The sequence below is a fragment of the Vibrio sp. LB10LO1 genome, assembly GCF_010092875.1.
GTDB classification, from domain to species: Bacteria; Pseudomonadota; Gammaproteobacteria; order Enterobacterales; family Vibrionaceae; genus Vibrio; species Vibrio campbellii.
In genome coordinates this window covers 33,302-49,539 of record NZ_JAADJW010000006.1, presented here as the reverse complement: position 1 = coordinate 49,539, position 16,238 = coordinate 33,302, and the positions used below count along the sequence as shown (strand labels likewise).

15 protein-coding genes are annotated in these 16,238 nt (G+C 44.9%); 11 read left to right on the top strand and 4 right to left on the bottom strand.

From position 1 onward, the window contains the following. Positions 1–13: 13 nt before the first annotated feature. On the top strand, positions 14–1,348 hold the full coding sequence (gene vpsR / locus GXP65_RS06055) for a cyclic-di-GMP-binding transcriptional regulator VpsR (RefSeq protein ID WP_012127033.1): 1,335 nt from the start codon (positions 14–16) through the stop codon (positions 1,346–1,348). A gap of 508 nt (positions 1,349–1,856) precedes the next feature. Beyond that, positions 1,857–2,108 carry a DUF1127 domain-containing protein gene (locus GXP65_RS06050; protein WP_162092307.1) on the top strand — a complete coding sequence of 84 codons (252 nt, stop codon included), beginning with the start codon at positions 1,857–1,859 and terminating at the stop codon, positions 2,106–2,108. Between the two features lie 124 nt (positions 2,109–2,232). Here GXP65_RS06050 and GXP65_RS06045 read toward each other — a convergent pair whose 3' ends face one another. After that, positions 2,233–3,267: an NADP(H)-dependent aldo-keto reductase gene (locus GXP65_RS06045; protein WP_105064799.1), complete on the bottom strand. Its 1,035-nt coding sequence runs from the start codon at positions 3,265–3,267 to the stop codon at positions 2,233–2,235. A gap of 154 nt (positions 3,268–3,421) precedes the next feature. Between GXP65_RS06045 and GXP65_RS06040 the strand changes: the two genes are divergently transcribed. After that, positions 3,422–3,733, top strand: coding sequence for a DUF6482 family protein (locus GXP65_RS06040; RefSeq protein ID WP_005447906.1), 312 nt, complete (start codon positions 3,422–3,424; stop codon positions 3,731–3,733). 266 nt (positions 3,734–3,999) lie between these two features. Here the strand turns inward: GXP65_RS06040 and mutH are convergent, their stop codons facing one another. Next, a complete protein-coding gene (gene mutH / locus GXP65_RS06035) occupies positions 4,000–4,680 on the bottom strand; it encodes a DNA mismatch repair endonuclease MutH (protein WP_162092306.1) in 681 nt (226 codons plus the stop codon). Between the two features lie 618 nt (positions 4,681–5,298). On the opposite strand from mutH, the gene rppH reads away from it, so the two are divergent. The 5 genes from rppH to GXP65_RS06010 are packed head-to-tail and all read left to right on the top strand — an operon-like array spanning position 5,299 to position 10,593. Continuing rightward, a complete protein-coding gene (gene rppH / locus GXP65_RS06030) occupies positions 5,299–5,817 on the top strand; it encodes an RNA pyrophosphohydrolase (RefSeq protein ID WP_005434895.1) in 519 nt (172 codons plus the stop codon). Positions 5,818–5,826: 9 nt separating this feature from the next. Then, on the top strand, positions 5,827–8,073 hold the full coding sequence (ptsP, locus tag GXP65_RS06025; protein WP_038888988.1) for a phosphoenolpyruvate--protein phosphotransferase: 2,247 nt from the start codon (positions 5,827–5,829) through the stop codon (positions 8,071–8,073). 6 nt (positions 8,074–8,079) lie between these two features. Beyond that, positions 8,080–8,871: a sulfite exporter TauE/SafE family protein gene (locus GXP65_RS06020; RefSeq protein ID WP_162092305.1), complete on the top strand. Its 792-nt coding sequence runs from the start codon at positions 8,080–8,082 to the stop codon at positions 8,869–8,871. 39 nt (positions 8,872–8,910) lie between these two features. Next, positions 8,911–9,732: a prolipoprotein diacylglyceryl transferase gene (gene lgt, locus GXP65_RS06015; protein ID WP_005428620.1), complete on the top strand. Its 822-nt coding sequence runs from the start codon at positions 8,911–8,913 to the stop codon at positions 9,730–9,732. Between the two features lie 9 nt (positions 9,733–9,741). After that, positions 9,742–10,593 (top strand): thymidylate synthase, encoded by an 852-nt coding sequence (locus GXP65_RS06010; RefSeq protein WP_005434888.1) that lies wholly within the window; start codon positions 9,742–9,744, stop codon positions 10,591–10,593. A gap of 514 nt (positions 10,594–11,107) precedes the next feature. On the opposite strand, the gene GXP65_RS06005 is transcribed toward GXP65_RS06010, so the two are convergent. Further along, on the bottom strand, positions 11,108–12,256 hold the full coding sequence (locus tag GXP65_RS06005) for a Na/Pi symporter (RefSeq protein WP_005533254.1): 1,149 nt from the start codon (positions 12,254–12,256) through the stop codon (positions 11,108–11,110). A gap of 383 nt (positions 12,257–12,639) precedes the next feature. On the opposite strand from GXP65_RS06005, the gene nhaR reads away from it, so the two are divergent. Both nhaR and GXP65_RS05995 read left to right on the top strand, forming a co-directional pair. Continuing rightward, positions 12,640–13,530, top strand: a complete 891-nt coding sequence (gene nhaR / locus GXP65_RS06000) for a transcriptional activator NhaR (RefSeq protein ID WP_010646590.1) — start codon at positions 12,640–12,642, stop codon at positions 13,528–13,530. Positions 13,531–13,656: 126 nt separating this feature from the next. Continuing rightward, positions 13,657–13,962: a metalloregulator ArsR/SmtB family transcription factor gene (locus GXP65_RS05995; RefSeq protein ID WP_061007740.1), complete on the top strand. Its 306-nt coding sequence runs from the start codon at positions 13,657–13,659 to the stop codon at positions 13,960–13,962. Between the two features lie 132 nt (positions 13,963–14,094). On the opposite strand, the gene rpsT is transcribed toward GXP65_RS05995, so the two are convergent. Then, a complete protein-coding gene (gene rpsT, locus GXP65_RS05990) occupies positions 14,095–14,355 on the bottom strand; it encodes a 30S ribosomal protein S20 (RefSeq protein ID WP_005447926.1) in 261 nt (86 codons plus the stop codon). Positions 14,356–14,649: 294 nt separating this feature from the next. Between rpsT and murJ the strand changes: the two genes are divergently transcribed. Next, the gene (gene murJ, locus GXP65_RS05985; RefSeq protein WP_162092304.1) at positions 14,650–16,212 is read left to right on the top strand and encodes a murein biosynthesis integral membrane protein MurJ; all 1,563 of its coding nucleotides are present in this window, start codon (positions 14,650–14,652) and stop codon (positions 16,210–16,212) included. The last annotated feature ends 26 nt before the right edge of the window (positions 16,213–16,238 follow it).

The following is a 16,238-nucleotide window of genomic DNA, read 5'->3' as shown; positions in this document are numbered from 1 at the left end:
TAAGGGTTAAAGAATGGCTGGGCAGTTTAAGATGGATTCCATTCCGGGATCGCTAGTCGTAGTTGGCGGTACTTACGAACCTTGGTTATCAGTACTAGAACAAGTGGGATGGAAGTGTCACCAAGTGGGTGACTTACGTAAAGCCAACACATTGTTAGAAGATATTGGACCATGCATTGGTATAGTTGACCTCAGCCATGATGAGTTCAGTCTTAACGGTTTAGCAAACTTAGTGAGTTCTCATAAGCACGTGCGTTGGTTGGCTTTCATCCGCGAATCTCAACTTGGAACTGATACCATCTGTCAGTTCATCGTGAACTTCTGTATCGACTTTTTCACTGCGCCAATTCCAGATGCGCAGCTGCTAAGCACCATTGGCCACCAATTGGGCATGCTAAAACTAGAGAAGAAAGTCTGGCCGAGCTTTGGTAATAGCTTAGACATGGGGTTGATTGGTGAATCTATCCCAATGAAGCGCCTGCGTGATCAAGTGAAACGTATTGGTCCAACGGATGTGAGTATTCTTATCTACGGCGAAAGCGGTACAGGTAAAGAGGCCGTTGCGCGTGCTATTCATAAAGTCTCTTCACGCTCTCACAAGCCATTCTTGTCAATCAACTGTCGTGCACTCAACGAGCAACGTTTCCAAGCGGAAGTGTTTGGTATTGATGCCGATGAAGAGATGGGACCAAGCCTACTTGAGCAAGCCGATGGCGGTACCGTTCTTTTCAATGACATCTTAACGATTTCGAAAGAGCAGCAGATGAATCTCTTGCGCTTCTTGCAAGAAGGTACGATTGAGACTCGTGATGGCGCGAAAAACGTTAATGTGCGTGTTCTGGCTGCGAACTCATCAGACGTTGAGAAAGCGCTAATCGATGGTGACTTCAATGAAGAGCTTTACCATTACATCAACGTACTGCGCATCAACGTACCGAGCTTGAAAGAGCGTGCGAGTGACATCGCTTTGTTGGCGCGTTTCTACCTGCAGGAATTCTCAAAAGAGTACAACTCACAGGCAAAGAGCTTCTCGGAAGACACTTTGAAAGCGCTGACGCGTTACTTTTGGCCAGGTAACGTCCGTGAGTTGATGAACCAAGTGAAACGCGCAGTTCTGATGTCGGATAGCGTCATGATTGAAGAGCATCACCTAGACTTGCCTCAACGTAACGACTCAAAACGCAGTCTGAAGTCGATTCGTGAGAAGAGCGAACGAGATGCATTGCTGGTGGTGTTGGAGTCGCACTCTGGTCAGGTATCGAATGCCGCAAAAGAGCTTGGTGTATCGCGTGCTACCATGTATCGATTACTGAACAAACACAACTTGATTTCAGAGCAGACGGTATAAACCGTCTATCTGGCAGCAAGATTAAAGGAGCGGAATGTCGCTCCTTTTTTGTGCGTAAATGCTGAGTATTTATAAAACTCGAGTTTTTATATATTCCTTAGTTGAATATGTTATTCAAAAAACCATATGCAACCTGATTTTAGGCTAATGGTTTGTTTTTAAGCAAAAATACAAAAATGGTTTGATAAATATCCTCTGTTGCTTACAATTCAACCGTAACTCAATGAGTTATATCACATCAATCACGGATTAATTTTTAGCTAGGAGGCGCAAGATGAAACATTACGTTGTTAACACCACTGCTTGCGCTGATCGTATGTCTGATGTTCGCTCAACCTTCGAAGCGATCAAACAAGACGCCATTGGCTCATTAGATTAAATTAATCCGTAACCTACCTCTTATTTCTAGGCTGCGGAAAAGTAGCGGCTTAGTCTCAACAGAATCTCTCTGTGTAATTAGCCCACTATTTTTCCCAGTCGATTATCTATCGCTATTTGGAGAAAAATTATGCGTCACTCTATCTATTTGAAATTGGCCACCGTGCTTTTGAAAGCTGATTTGAAACGTGAAGAAAAGCAATGGCAACGTATGGTCCGCCGTCATGCTCATCAAATCCCTTGGACAAATGAGCACTTGTTAAAAGATATTGGCTTAGATAAAGAAGGTCGTACAAATCATGTCAGTGTGCCTGATGCTGTCAAAGTTGAACGCCGAGTTCGTCATCTTCGCCGTGTTTTAACTGCGCGAATACCAACGTAATCAGTAACCCAAGTGGAACTGTCACTCACATATATTCGGTTCAACTTGGGTTTAACTCACTGATGCAAAGAGGCTGACCATTGTGGTCAGCCTCTTTGTTTTTGGTCCATTGGGAAATAAAGCGCTATGGGCACGGGTTCGAGTAAGTGGTGCCAATCGCTTGGATGTCATTGAGCAATTCTTCACTTAAATGAACATTGATACTGTCGATGTTTGATTTGAGCTGCTCTAGGTTAGTTGCGCCAATGATATTAGAACCCACAAATGGGCGTTGATTGACAAATGCCAGCGCCATCTGAGCAGGATCTAAACCGTGGTCACGAGCAAGGTTTACATACGCTTCTGTGGCTTTCACGCCTTGCGGGGTGAAGTAGCGAGCAAAGCGCTCCCAAATGGTGCAACGTGCGCCTTCAGGTTTCGCTCCGTTTAGGTATTTACCACTCAAACAACCAAATGCCAGCGGTGAATAAGCCAGTAGCTGAACGCCTTCGTAGTGGCTGATTTCAGACAAGCCAACTTCGAAGCTGCGGTTTAATAAGTTATATGGGTTTTGGATGGAAACGATTCTCGGCAGGTCATGCTTCTCTGCCAAACGTAGCAGTGACATGACACCCCATGGGGTTTCGTTCGATACACCGATGTAACGTATTTTGCCCGCTTTGACTAACTCAGTCAGTGCTTCAAGTGTTTCGATCAGCGTGACTTCTTCTTGCTTATCTGGGTAAGGGTAGTTGAGCTGTCCAAAGCAGTTGGTTTGACGTTGCGGCCAATGCAGTTGGTATAGATCGACATAATCCGTTTGTAGGCGTTTAAGGCTGTCATCAATCGCGGTATGGATATGTCGGCGGTTTAAGCTCATGTTCTCGCGAATGTAGGGAACGTTGCGTGGACCTGCGACCTTTGTTGCCAATACGACTTTCTCACGCTTACCGCTTTTCGCTAGCCAATTACCTATGTATTGCTCAGTGAGTCCTTGTGTCTCAGCTTTCGGCGGAACGGGATACATCTCGGCAGTATCGATGAAATTCACCCCATGATCGAGGGCAAAGTCGAGCTGTTGAAACGCTTCTTGTTCGGTATTTTGCTCACCAAACGTCATAGTGCCAAGGCAGATCTTACTGATCTCGAGTGATGAGTGCGGTAGTTTTGTATATTGCATTTCACATCCTTGAAGAGTTACCGACTGAATAAGTCATTCCAATATAGGGGATTTTTAGTCGTGGTCGCAAATGATTTAGGTTTCTCAATGTCGTTAACTCGAAACTTATCAATACGCTAACTAGACTTAAAAGATCTTGTGAAGGAGGTGCATTATGCAGAAGCATCAACTCGACATGTGGTTGCATGGCCACCACAAGGACTCTTACAAAACACCGAAGGTCTTTGTGATAGGTTGTTCTGATGTCTCTGACTATCTATTAGCAGTGGAGTACAAACACCAACTAGAGCCAATCAAAGATGGCGAAGATCCGATTCATTTTGGATCGTTAGATTTGGTAAAAGAGGAACTGCTTAGGTTAGGGATTGATAAAGCTTACTTGAGACTGCACAACGCATACGATGAGTTCGGTAGCGATGGCGCAGCCTCTTACTGTGATATTGAACTGTCACTGGTAACGCATTAGGGCCTGTTGATCTTTTGAGCTGATTTTTGCAGCACTTTATGGGAAATTTCTACAAGGCAGAGGCTTTGAAGCGTAGCTAGCCTACATGAGAAGCCGATAACGCTGTAGAAATGAACCACAAAGGCTGCCCGAAGGGTTCGGCTAGAATCGTTTTATGCTTTGTTAAGAAGCATTTACTTAGAATGACTAAGCAACATACTTCTTGCCGCGCCTAAAACGATTCTATCTCGAACGAAATTTAACCGCAAAAGACCTACAGGCCCTAGTTACTCTGATTGGGCGTTAATATAATGCTTCAGTAGGATCTGCTCAGTAAACTGTGTCCTGAGATAGAAACCACGAGGCAGGGTTTTGATCGGTTTTCCGTTCGAACTGTACGCTTCCGTTAAAGCTTTCGCATTTGCAGCTTTCGGACGTAAGTGCAGCGCTTCTCCGTGTCTGGCGGAAATTTGATCAAACTTACCTAGTACGATCAATTCCATCAATTCTTCCCAATCGTTTTTCAGAATCTGCTCTTCTTCTTGATCTGGCGACCAAATCAACGGGCTGCCGACACGGCGCTCAGCCAACGGAATCTCGCGTTCACCTTCTACTGGTACCCAAAGCACACGGGACAGTTTATTACGTACATGACTGGTTTCCCATGTTAAACCTTGCACGCCAGTCAGTGGGGCAACAGAGACAAAGGTGGTCTCTAAAGGTTTGCCAGAATAACCGATCGGAATGCTCTTTAGCTCGATCCCAAGTTTGGCGAAATCTTGCTGAGGCTTGCTGCCGGCTGGGGCTCCCAAATGCCATTCGAGTAATTGACCGACCCAACCTTTATCGCGTTTCAAGTTTTCAGGAACGGTCATGCCTGCCTCTTCGGCAAGCTCTGTAAAGCTTAAGCCCGCAATATCATGCGCGCGTTCCATCAGTTCTGCTTCGGATTGTGGTTCTGGTTTCATAATGACAAGGTGGTATTGGAAAACATCTAGTCTAACAAATTTGAATAAAATCCTCTGTCGAAGATTTCATCGAGCTGGATTAAGAATGATCAATCCATAACTTATCCACAGATTAGGAAGTGACCAATAGGATCTCTATGTGGGCTGGATGAATAAACAGGGGTTTAAGATATGATTGAGGCTTGATTTTATTGAGATGTCATGAAGTCCTACCTGTCCAATGTGGATAAATAACCGATTGTGCGATCTTTGACCGATCTGTATTTGGTGAAAAGATCATCAAGAAAAGTAAGATCATTAATTCAACAAAATCTAAATATATGTATTTATAATCAATGGTTTAGTTAATTTTTTTGTCATTATTGAAATTGGCGCTTGTGATGGTTTTGAACAAAATTCTTTGTTGATAGCGTTTTCTTCACAAAGTTATTCACAGAAAAGGTGAATAAATGTGGGCTATGTCTCAATCTTGTGTTGATAAAATAATGCCTGTTTAAAAGATATCCAAAATTGGCCAAAAGCTAATAAATCTTGCTCATATCACATCAGTAAGTTTGCTAGTAATGGGGATATGTGGAAAAATCACGGTAATAAAAAATTATTCATAGAGGTTAGCCAGTGATAGATGGCGATGGTTACCGACTTAATGTTGGTATTGTGATATGTAATAACCATGGTCAGGTCTTCTGGGCTAAACGATACGGGCAACACTCATGGCAATTTCCACAAGGTGGGATTGACGAAGGTGAAACACCTGAACAAGCCATGTTCAGGGAGTTATATGAAGAAGTCGGTCTGACGAAAAAAGACGTTAAGATCATCGCAACAAGTCGTCATTGGTTAAGATATAAGCTACCAAAGCGATTGGTGCGTTGGGACTCCAAGCCTGTTTGTATCGGCCAAAAACAGAAATGGTTTCTGCTGCGATTAGAATGCGATGAATCCCGCATTAATATGCAGCGTGGGAAATCCCCTGAATTTGATGGTTGGCGCTGGGTAAGCTACTGGTATCCAGTTAGGCAAGTTGTTTCTTTCAAGCGTGACGTATACCGTCGAGCAATGAAAGAGTTTGCATCTTTAGCCATGCCTTTTCGAGAGCGTAAGACGAAAGGGAAAAGAAAAAAGCAACGTAGATAGAGGATTAACATGCTCAGTCAGCTAAGGGAAATAGTTGAAAAAGTCTCCAGAGTCGATGACGTGCATCTGGCACTCGACATATTGGTAAAAGAGACTTGCGCCGCCCTATGCACTGAGTGTTGTACTATTTACCTTGCTAATGAAGAAATGCAGCGCCTTGAGTTAATGGCAACTCAAGGCCTTACTTTTGAAGGCGATAGTATCCATATCAACTTCAATGAGGGCTTGGTCGGTTTGGTGAAGCGCAGTGCAGAACCGTTAAACTTGGCTGAGGCTTCCACTCACCCTGATTTCAAATTCTTTCCTCAATTGGGTGAGCAGGTTTACCACTCTTTTCTTGGTACCCCGATCATCCATCGTAAGCAAGTATTAGGTGTGTTGGTTATCCAGCAGAAAACGCCGCGTTTGTTCAGCGAGATGGAAGAGTCTTTCCTTGTTACCTTGTCTGCTCAGATTGCAATACTGATTGCCCATGCGCAAAATCTCGGTCATTGGCAACTTGCCTCTAAACCAACGGTGATTAAAGGGCTACCAGCTTCAACGGGGGTCGCGATAGGTGAGTTTTGGTTTGACAATACCCAGCCTAATTTGAGCGATGTTTTCCCTGCCTCTGCCTTAGATAAAGAACGAGAACATGAACTGCTTGCGGTCGCGGTGGAAAGGGCGCTGAGCGATTTTCGTCGTATGCGCAAGAAGTTCGACAGTGAAATCAATAAAGACGCCTTGGCGATCTTCGACCTTTTTACTCACTTACTCAATGATCCAATGCTGCGTGGCGATCTCAAGAAGCAGATTGAAAAGGGCGATCGTGCTGACTGGGCGTTACGTCAAGTTGTTGAAACCTACTCGAACCGCTTTGCGCGTATGTCTGACGTGTACCTGCGTGAGCGCGCGCAAGATATTCGAGAGTTAGGGCAACGTCTGCTGTATTTCTTGCACAACAGTGAGCAAGAGCATGCCTCGATTGATCGTCCGGTGATCTTGGTTGCCAATGAACTTACGGCGACTTTACTCGCATCAATTCCAAAACAACACCTGTTGGCTGTGGTGTCACTAGAAGGTGCTGCAAACTCTCACGCTGCGATTCTCTCACGTGCATTGGGTGTTCCTGCCATCATGGGCGCGAACATCAACACCAGCGTCGTAAATGGTAAGAACGGCATTGTTGATGGGTACACTGGTGAGATTTATTTAGAACCGAACAGGCAGCTTCTGCGCGAGTATCGTAGCCTTGTTAGTGAAGAGTCTGAATTGTTCGCCATGGTGAACAAAGACTTAGCACTGCCTGCGATCACGCAAGATGATTGCCATGTTGAAGTAATGCTCAACGCGGGTTTGAGTGCCGATAGCAATATTGCGATCAACTCCGGTGTTGATGGCGTTGGTTTGTATCGAACGGAAATCGCTTTTTTACTTCAGCATCACTTTCCGTCAGAAGATGAGCAGTATCATCAGTACCAAGCGATTCTGAACAGTTACCCGAATCAACGCGTTGTAATGCGTACCCTAGATATCGGTGGTGATAAACCATTGCCGTATCTGCCTATTGATGAAGACAACCCATTTTTAGGCTGGCGTGGTATCCGTTTTACCTTGGATCATCCAGACATCTTTTTGATCCAATTGAGAGCGATGCTAAGGGCGAGTGCGGAAAGTGGCAACTTGAGCATTTTATTGCCAATGGTGTCAGGCATTAAAGAGTTCGACGACGCCGTCGCACTGATTAATCAAGCCTACAGCGAGGTGGTGCTGCTGGATGAGCGAATTCAAGCTCCGAAGGTAGGGGTGATGATCGAAGTGCCTTCAATGGTGTACTTGCTGCCGGCTATCGCTCACCGTGTTGACTTCGTTTCTGTCGGTACCAACGACTTAACGCAATATTTGTTGGCTGTCGATCGGAACAATTCCCGTGTTGCGGATGTCTATGAATCCATGCATCCTGCGGTGTTGTTAGCGTTAAAACAAATTCACGATGTTTGCCACCAATATCAAGTGCCTGTGTGTATTTGTGGTGAGCTAGCTGGTGATCCATTTGGTGCGTTGCTCCTGTTGGGCTTAGGCTACAACAGTTTGAGTATGAACACCTCGAACGTGGCTAAGGTGAAATATTTGATTCGTCATAGCCAACAAAAAGAACTCGAAAAACTCGTCGAAAAAGCCATGTCATGTTCATACGGGCAAGAAATTCATCAAATGATGCATGATTTCTTTATTCAGCAAGGCTTTGCTGGCTTTATTCGTGCAGGTAAGAAGTAGGTAACAGTGACTATCTCTTTATTTATATTATTGCTCGCGCTAGGCGCTTTCGTAGGCGTGATGGCGGGGCTTCTTGGTATCGGAGGCGGACTGATTGTCGTACCTGCGCTACTTTACCTTCTTCCTCTTGCTGGTATCTCTCCTGAAATGAGCATGCACATGGCGTTAGCAACATCATTGGCGAGCATCATCGTGACCTCTGGTTCTTCTGCACTTAACCACCTTAAGCTTGGCAACGTCGATATGTTCGTCGTCAAATGGCTGATGCCTGGCGTGGTGATTGGCGGTTTTGTTGGTGCCAATATCGCCGAGTGGATCCCAACGCATTACTTACCGAAAGTTTTTGGGGTGATTGTGCTGTGTCTAGCTGTACAAATGTTTCGCTCAATTAAGACGAAAAGCGAGAATCCAATGCCAAGTAGTCCGGTCACTATGATGTACGGAACGGGAATTGGTGTGGTATCGAGTCTTGCTGGTATTGGTGGTGGTTCACTGTCGGTGCCTTTTTTAAACAAGCATGGTATTGAAATGCGTAAAGCGGTTGGATCCTCATCGGTGTGTGGCTGCGTGATTGCGATTTCAGGCATGATTGGATTTATCTTACATGGCTACAAAGTAGAAGGGCTACCTGACTACAGTGTGGGCTATGTTTATCTGCCAGCTTTGGCCGCGATTGCGATGACGTCGATGCTCACGACGAAAGTCGGCGCGAAGATGGCAACCAACCTTCCTACGGCGGTCTTGAAGAGGATCTTTGCCGTGTTCTTGATGTTTGTTGCAGCGACCATGCTGCTGTAAAGTCCACCTGTTTTATTAGTAATAAGAAGAGAATGAGTTATGTCTCAGGGATATTTAGAATTTCCCAATATTGATCCGGTTTTAGTCTCTATTGGTCCTGTTTCTGTTCGTTGGTACGGTTTGATGTACCTAGTCGGCTTTATGTTCGCACTATGGTTAGCAAATCGTCGCGCAGATAAGCCGGGTAGTGGTTGGACGCGTGAGCAAGTTTCTGACTTGTTATTCGCGGGTTTCCTTGGGGTAGTGATTGGTGGTCGTGTTGGCTACGTTATTTTCTACAACTTTGATTTGTTCTTAGCCGATCCTCTATACCTATTCAAAGTCTGGACTGGCGGCATGTCATTCCATGGTGGCCTGCTAGGTGTTATCACCGCCATGTTCTGGTACGCACATAAGAATGGTCGCACTTTCTTTGGTGTGGCGGACTTTGTCGCGCCGTTAGTGCCATTTGGCCTTGGTATGGGGCGTATGGGTAACTTCATGAACAGCGAACTTTGGGGACGTGTAACGGATGTGCCATGGGCGATCATCTTCCCGAACGGTGGCCCACTGCCTCGTCACCCATCTCAGCTTTATGAGATGTTCCTAGAAGGTATTGTGCTGTTCTTTATCCTTAACTGGTTTATCAAAAAGCCTCGCCCTTTAGGTGCGGTATCAGGGCTATTTTTAGCTGGATATGGTACATTCCGTTTCCTAGTTGAGTTTGTTCGCGAACCGGATGCACAGCTTGGTCTATTTGGTGGTTACATTTCGATGGGACAAATCCTATCTTCACCGATGATCATTCTGGGTATCCTTATGATGGTTTGGGCGTACAAACGTGGTCTTTACCAAGACAAAGTCCAAGCAGAAACGAAGTAAGGAATTGGTGTGAAACAGTATTTAGATTTGTGTCAGCGTATCGTTGACCAAGGCACTTGGGTTGAAAACGAACGTACAGGCAAACGCTGCCTAACGGTGATCAACGCAGACTTGACCTACGATGTTGCTAACAACCAATTCCCATTAGTGACGACACGTAAGAGCTTTTGGAAAGCGGCAGTTGCTGAGCTACTTGGTTATATCCGTGGCTACGACAACGCTGAAGATTTCCGTAAGCTAGGTACGAAAACATGGGATGCGAACGCAAACCTAAATGAAGCATGGTTGAACAACCCATTCCGTAAGGGCGAAGACGACATGGGACGCGTATACGGCGTTCAAGGTCGTTCATGGGCGAAGCCAGATGGCGGTCATATCGATCAACTGCGTAAGATTGTGGATGATTTGACGCGCGGTGTTGATGACCGTGGTGAAATCCTAAACTTCTACAACCCTGGTGAATTCCACATGGGCTGTTTGCGTCCATGTATGTACAGCCACCACTTCTCACTGTTAGGTGACACGCTGTACCTAAACAGCACGCAGCGCTCTTGTGACGTTCCGCTAGGCCTGAACTTCAACATGGTTCAAGTGTATGTGTTTTTGGCAATCATGGCGCAAATTACAGGTAAGAAACCTGGTCAGGCTTACCATAAGATTGTTAACGCACACATCTACGAAGATCAGCTTGCGCCAATGCGCGATATCCAGTTGAAGCGTGAGCCACTAAAAGCCGCAACTTTCCACATCAACCCAGAAATCAAATCTTTAGAAGATTTAGAAACATGGGTAACCCTAGATGACTTCTGGGTAGAAGGTTACGAGCATCACGATCCAATTCAGTACCCGTTCTCAGTTTAACGAGTATATTGAGTTTTCTAAGCCGCCTTTATGGGCGGCTTTTTTACGCCCGAAGGGAGGAGGGATAGGAGGGAGCAGGCTCTGCCCTGAGGAACGTTTCGCTCCGAGATGTGAGAGGGAATAAAAGCTCCCCAACTCGCCCGTGCCTCGCTCTTGAGGATGACGTTCAATCACTCTGAAATCAAACGGTGTCATTCCCGAAAGCGACGAAGGAGCGTCGTCGGGAGTCTCTTTTACCACAGTTTACAGCGTGATTAAGAAATGAAAGCACTTTGCTGTAGGTAGCGAGAGTGTGGCGCTTGAAGCTCAGTGAAGGTTAGAGAGTATTGACAGAACTTACCGTCCTAGGTGGATATAATCGAGTCTTATCCCTTATCCCTTATCCCTTATCCCTTATCCCTTATCCCTTATCCCGAAGCGTAGCGTTCCATAGGGCGAGCCCGTTTTCGCTTCCCCAAAACGAAAAAAGGCCCCACCGAAGTGGAGCCTAAAATAAGCGATGGTAATCTTATTATTATGCTGTCAGAGCAAGGATAGAGCCTGGTAGCACGATGAATACTGCCAGTAGGTAACCTGCTACAACCGCTTTATTCTTAATAGCTAGTTCTGAAATCACTTCTGCACATTTCACTGGAATCTCACGTAGGAACGGGATACCGAAGATGAACAATGTCGCCAGAATGTTGAACGTTAGGTGTACTAGTGCAATTTGCAGTGCGAATACTGCGAACTCGCCAGATACCGCTGTTGCTGCTAGTAGAGCCGTGATACATGTACCGATGTTTGCACCTAGAGTGAATGGGTAGATGTCACGTACTTTTAGAACACCTGAGCCTACTAGTGGAACCATTAGACTTGTTGTCGTAGAAGAAGACTGAACAAGAACAGTAACTACAGAGCCCGATACGATACCGTGGATAGGACCACGACCGATTGCGTTCTTAAGGATGTCACGTGCACGACCAACCATAAGGCTCTTCATTAGCTTACCCATAACCGTGATAGCTACGAAGATAGTACCGATACCTAGAGCGATTAGCGCTACGCCACCCATAGTGTCGCCAAATGTTGCTAGTGGCTCTTTGATTGCACTTACTACTGGTTTAGTGATTGGCTTGATGAAATCAAAGCCTTTCATGCTCATATCACCTGTATTTAGCAATGGCGATACCAACCAGTGAGAGATTTTCTCTAGGATGCCGAACATCATTTCCAATGGTAGGAAGATCAGTACTGCAAGTAGGTTAAAGAAGTCGTGGATTGTTGCACTTGCGAATGCACGTTTGAATTCGTCTTTACAACGAACGTGACCAAGCGAAACAAGTGTATTTGTTACGGTTGTACCGATGTTAGCACCCATTACCATAGGGATAGCGGTTTCTACAGGTAGACCACCTGCAACCAAGCCCACAATAATAGAAGTTACGGTACTTGAAGACTGGATCAGTGCCGTAGCTACCAAACCGATCATTAGACCTGCGACTGGGTGAGACGCAAATTCAAAGAGTACTTTAGCTTGATCGCCAGTTGCCCATTTGAAGCCGCTACCAACCATAGATACTGCTAGAAGAAGCAGATACAACATGAATGCCAAGTTAGCCCAGCGTAACCAGCGAGTCGTGCTCGAGATTGGTGCTGCTGTAGAAGTAGCTTGGTTCATCATAATTTTCTCCGTGGACCTTTCAGTTCGTTTATTTGGTCTGTTGTTGAAACTGAGGGCGATGTTAGAGATGAAATATTTCAGTAATATGACAGTTCAGTTTCTATGGAGAATTTTTATTATTCTTTTTGATAGTTATCTGTGAAGAAAAATTCACATGAAAATAAGCTATTGATTTTATATGATTTAATTTCACTTTTGTTTTGTTGATAAGTTTTAAGAGCAGATTAAAAAAGTGCGTTTTGCTTCAAGTTTTATGACAGTATGAATATGATATTTTCGGTAAAACTATTGTTTTCTTATGTTTGTGTAGGTTTTGTCGAGGTTATTGTTTGTCGTTGTCACATTTGATATAAAAAGTGTCATCTTCTTTCTAAGGAATGGCTATGTCGCACTTAAACTATAACCACCTTTATTACTTCTGGATGGTGTGTAAACAAGGCTCGGTAACAAAAGCTGCCGATGCATTATTCCTGACGCCACAAACTGTGACAGGGCAGATTAAAGCACTTGAAGACCGTATGAAGGGGAAGTTGACCAAACGTAATGGTCGTACGGTAGAGCCAACAGAGCTTGGACAGCTGGTATTTAAGTACGCAGATCGTATGTTTGGGTTGAGCTACGAAATGCTCGATATCGTCAACTATAGCCAACACTCCAATATCCTATTCGAAGTCGGCGTTGCCGATGCCCTCTCTAAACGTCTCGTCAGTAAAGTGCTGATGACCACGGTTCCAGAGGACAACAGTATTCACTTACGTTGTTATGAATCGACTCACGAACTGTTGCTAGAGCGTTTATCGCAACACAAGTTGGATATGATTCTTTCTGACTGCCCAGTAGATTCGACGCAAAGCCCTGGCCTATATAGTAAAAAGCTTGGTGAAAGCAGCATGAGCTTTTTTGCTTCGTCAGAAACTCCAGACGTCAAGTTCCCCGAAATCCTAGAGAAGAAGAAGCTACTTATCCCAGCAAGCCGAACAGCAATGGGGCGAAAAGTACTGCAGTGGTTTGATCGTCAAGGATTGCAACCAGATGTATTGGGTGAATTTGATGATGTGGCGTTAATGAAGGCTTTTGCTCGATATCGCGATGATGTCATTTTCTTAGCACCGACGGTGTACATGTCCGAGATTGAGGACGATCGCAATTTGCAATTAATTGGGCATGTTGACGATTTGAAGGAAGAGTATTACGTCATCTTTGCCGAGCGAATGATACAACATCCAGCAGTAAAGAACGTTTGTGATGCAGATTTTAGCCAAATGTTTGAATGAACAAGTTTCGTTGCGCAAATAAATAGATTACTATCGACAAAATTATAACTCGAAATTATAAAATCTTTGTAACACAACAAACTGGCCAGGGTTGGGGAAAGTAAGTTGTAGCTAGAGGTACAGCACATGAATCTACAAGAAATGGAGAAAAACTCCGCCAAAGCTGTCGTGTTGCTTAAAGCGATGGCAAATGAAAGACGCCTACAAATCCTTTGCATGCTGCATAATCAAGAGCTTTCGGTCGGGGAGCTTTGCGCAAAACTAGAGTTGAGTCAATCGGCACTGTCTCAGCACTTAGCGTGGCTTCGACGCGATGAGTTGGTTGCAACGCGAAAAGAAGCGCAAACGGTCTACTACACATTAAAGAGTGATGAAGTGAAAGAGCTTATTCAAACACTTCATGGTCTCTATTGTGAGGTAGCTACCGCGTGATGACAGGTCACAAATGAGAAAAAGCTGGCATTGCCAGCTTTTTTTTATGCTTTCAATTTAGTAATACTAAATTTTAGATATAAAAAAACCGGCGTGAGCCGGTTTTTTCTTCACTGTGGAATCAATTCTCTATTAAAGAGCTTTGATTTGTGCAGTGAAACGAGACTTATGACGAGCTGCTTTATTCTTGTGAATAAGGCCTTTAGTCGCCATACGGTCTAGGATAGGTGTAACTGCAGCGAATGCAGCAGTTGCAGCTTCTTTGTCGCCTGCTTCGATAGCAGCAACAGTTTTCTTCATGTAAGTACGCATCATTGAGCGACGGCTAGCATTGTGCTGACGACGTTTCTCAGCTTGGATAGCGCGCTTCTTAGCAGATTTACTATTTGCCAAGGGTCTAACTCCCAAAAACTTATTTCTATGACAATTTAAGGGCGAGGACTATCCCTCATTTGCGCCTAAATGTCAAATGATTTGTGCAAAAACCAATCGAAACCAAAACAAATTTTGGTAACAAAGGTCATCGCGGTTAAGATGGCGGGGATTCTAACAGCATTTTTAGACCATTGCTAATAATTATCCGCCTAGATCTGACAATAAACGGATATATTTTTAACGCCCATTTGTAGCTTTCAAAGGCTTAGAGGAATAGGGTTGGCTATCTTTTGGTGATATTCCGAGGTTACAGTGAGTAAACGACTGCTCAAGTCTGGCATGATCGTCAGTGTCATGACATTAATTTCGCGCGTCCTAGGTTTAGTTCGTGATGTAGTAGTAGCAAACTTGATGGGGGCCGGCGCGAGTGCCGACGTCTTCTTCTTTGCCAATAAAATCCCTAATTTCTTACGTCGTCTGTTTGCTGAAGGCGCGTTTTCTCAGGCTTTTGTACCAGTACTAACCGAGAGCCACGCCCAAGGGGATATGGACAAAACCCGAGAATTGATTGCCCGTGCTGCTGGTACGTTAGGTGTGATTGTCTCTATTGTTACCATTCTCGGGGTTTTAGGCTCTGGTGTCGTAACGGCACTTTTTGGCTTTGGTTGGTTCTTGGACTGGATGCATGGTGGTCCGGCGGCTGAGAAGTTCGAACTTGCCAGTGTGATGCTCAAGATCACCTTTCCTTATTTATGGTTCATAACTTTTGTCGCGCTCTCGGGGGCTATCCTCAATACATTAGGTAAGTTTGCGGTTTCTTCTTTTACACCTGTCTTCCTCAATGTAATGATCATTTTGGCTGCATGGTTTATCTCGCCGCAGATATCGCAGCCAGAGATCGGTCTTTCCATCGGTGTTCTTCTTGGTGGCTTGGTTCAGTTCTTATTCCAAATTCCTTTCCTTATTAAAGCGGGAGTGATGGTTAAGCCTAAATGGGGCTGGCGCGATCCGGGCGTGGTGAAGATCCGCACCCTTATGATTCCTGCTCTATTTGGTGTGTCGGTAAGCCAAATCAACCTGTTGTTTGACACCTTTATTGCTAGCTTCTTGCAAACAGGCTCTATCAGTTGGCTTTACTACTCTGATCGCTTATTGGAGTTCCCACTTGGCCTATTTGGTATTGCGATTGCCACGGTGATTCTCCCAGCATTATCACGTAAGCACGTAGATGCTCACAGTGAAGGTTTTGCTCATACGATGGATTGGGGCGTACGCATGGTGACCTTACTAGGTATTCCTGCAATGCTTGGTTTGATGGTACTCGCAAAGCCAATGTTGATGGTGTTGTTTATGCGTGGTGAGTTTTCTCCGCAAGACGTACATCAAGCCTCTCTCTCATTATTAGCGTATGCATCAGGTCTGCTTAACTTCATGCTGATTAAGGTTCTCGCTCCGGGTTACTACTCGCGTCAAGACACTAAAACGCCAGTGAAGTACGGCATCATTGCGATGGTGACGAATATGGTCTTCAACGCGATCTTTGCATACTTCTACGGTTACGTTGGTCTTGCTATTGCAACGGCGCTTTCTGCTTTTGTAAACATGGCATTGCTTTACCGCGGTTTGCATATTGCTGGTGTGTACCAAATCACTAAGCGAACTGTCCTCTTTATTATACGTTTGGTGATAGCTGGCGCAGCGATGGTTGCGGCTATCTTATGGCAACTTGAAGACATGTCTGTGTGGTTGGGTTGGAGCTTCGCTCACCGCAGTGGCGTACTAGGAATGTTGGTTGGACTTGGTGCTGTCGTTTACCTAGCCGTTGTGTTTTTACTCGGCATGCGTTTAAAAGACCTAAAAGCTGGGACAGAATAAGGTTGATTGGTATATAATCCGTCAGT

Coding starts and splice junctions, on each gene's coding strand:
- vpsR (WP_012127033.1), top strand. CDS start 14: ATGGCTGGGCAGTTTAAGATGGATTCCATTCCGGGATCGCTAGTCGTA.
- GXP65_RS06050 (WP_162092307.1), top strand. CDS start 1,857: ATGCGTCACTCTATCTATTTGAAATTGGCCACCGTGCTTTTGAAAGCT.
- GXP65_RS06045 (WP_105064799.1), bottom strand. CDS start 3,267: ATGCAATATACAAAACTACCGCACTCATCACTCGAGATCAGTAAGATC.
- GXP65_RS06040 (WP_005447906.1), top strand. CDS start 3,422: ATGCAGAAGCATCAACTCGACATGTGGTTGCATGGCCACCACAAGGAC.
- mutH (WP_162092306.1), bottom strand. CDS start 4,680: ATGAAACCAGAACCACAATCCGAAGCAGAACTGATGGAACGCGCGCAT.
- ptsP (WP_038888988.1), top strand. CDS start 5,827: ATGCTCAGTCAGCTAAGGGAAATAGTTGAAAAAGTCTCCAGAGTCGAT.
- lgt (WP_005428620.1), top strand. CDS start 8,911: ATGTCTCAGGGATATTTAGAATTTCCCAATATTGATCCGGTTTTAGTC.
- GXP65_RS06005 (WP_005533254.1), bottom strand. CDS start 12,256: ATGATGAACCAAGCTACTTCTACAGCAGCACCAATCTCGAGCACGACT.
- nhaR (WP_010646590.1), top strand. CDS start 12,640: ATGTCGCACTTAAACTATAACCACCTTTATTACTTCTGGATGGTGTGT.
- GXP65_RS05995 (WP_061007740.1), top strand. CDS start 13,657: ATGAATCTACAAGAAATGGAGAAAAACTCCGCCAAAGCTGTCGTGTTG.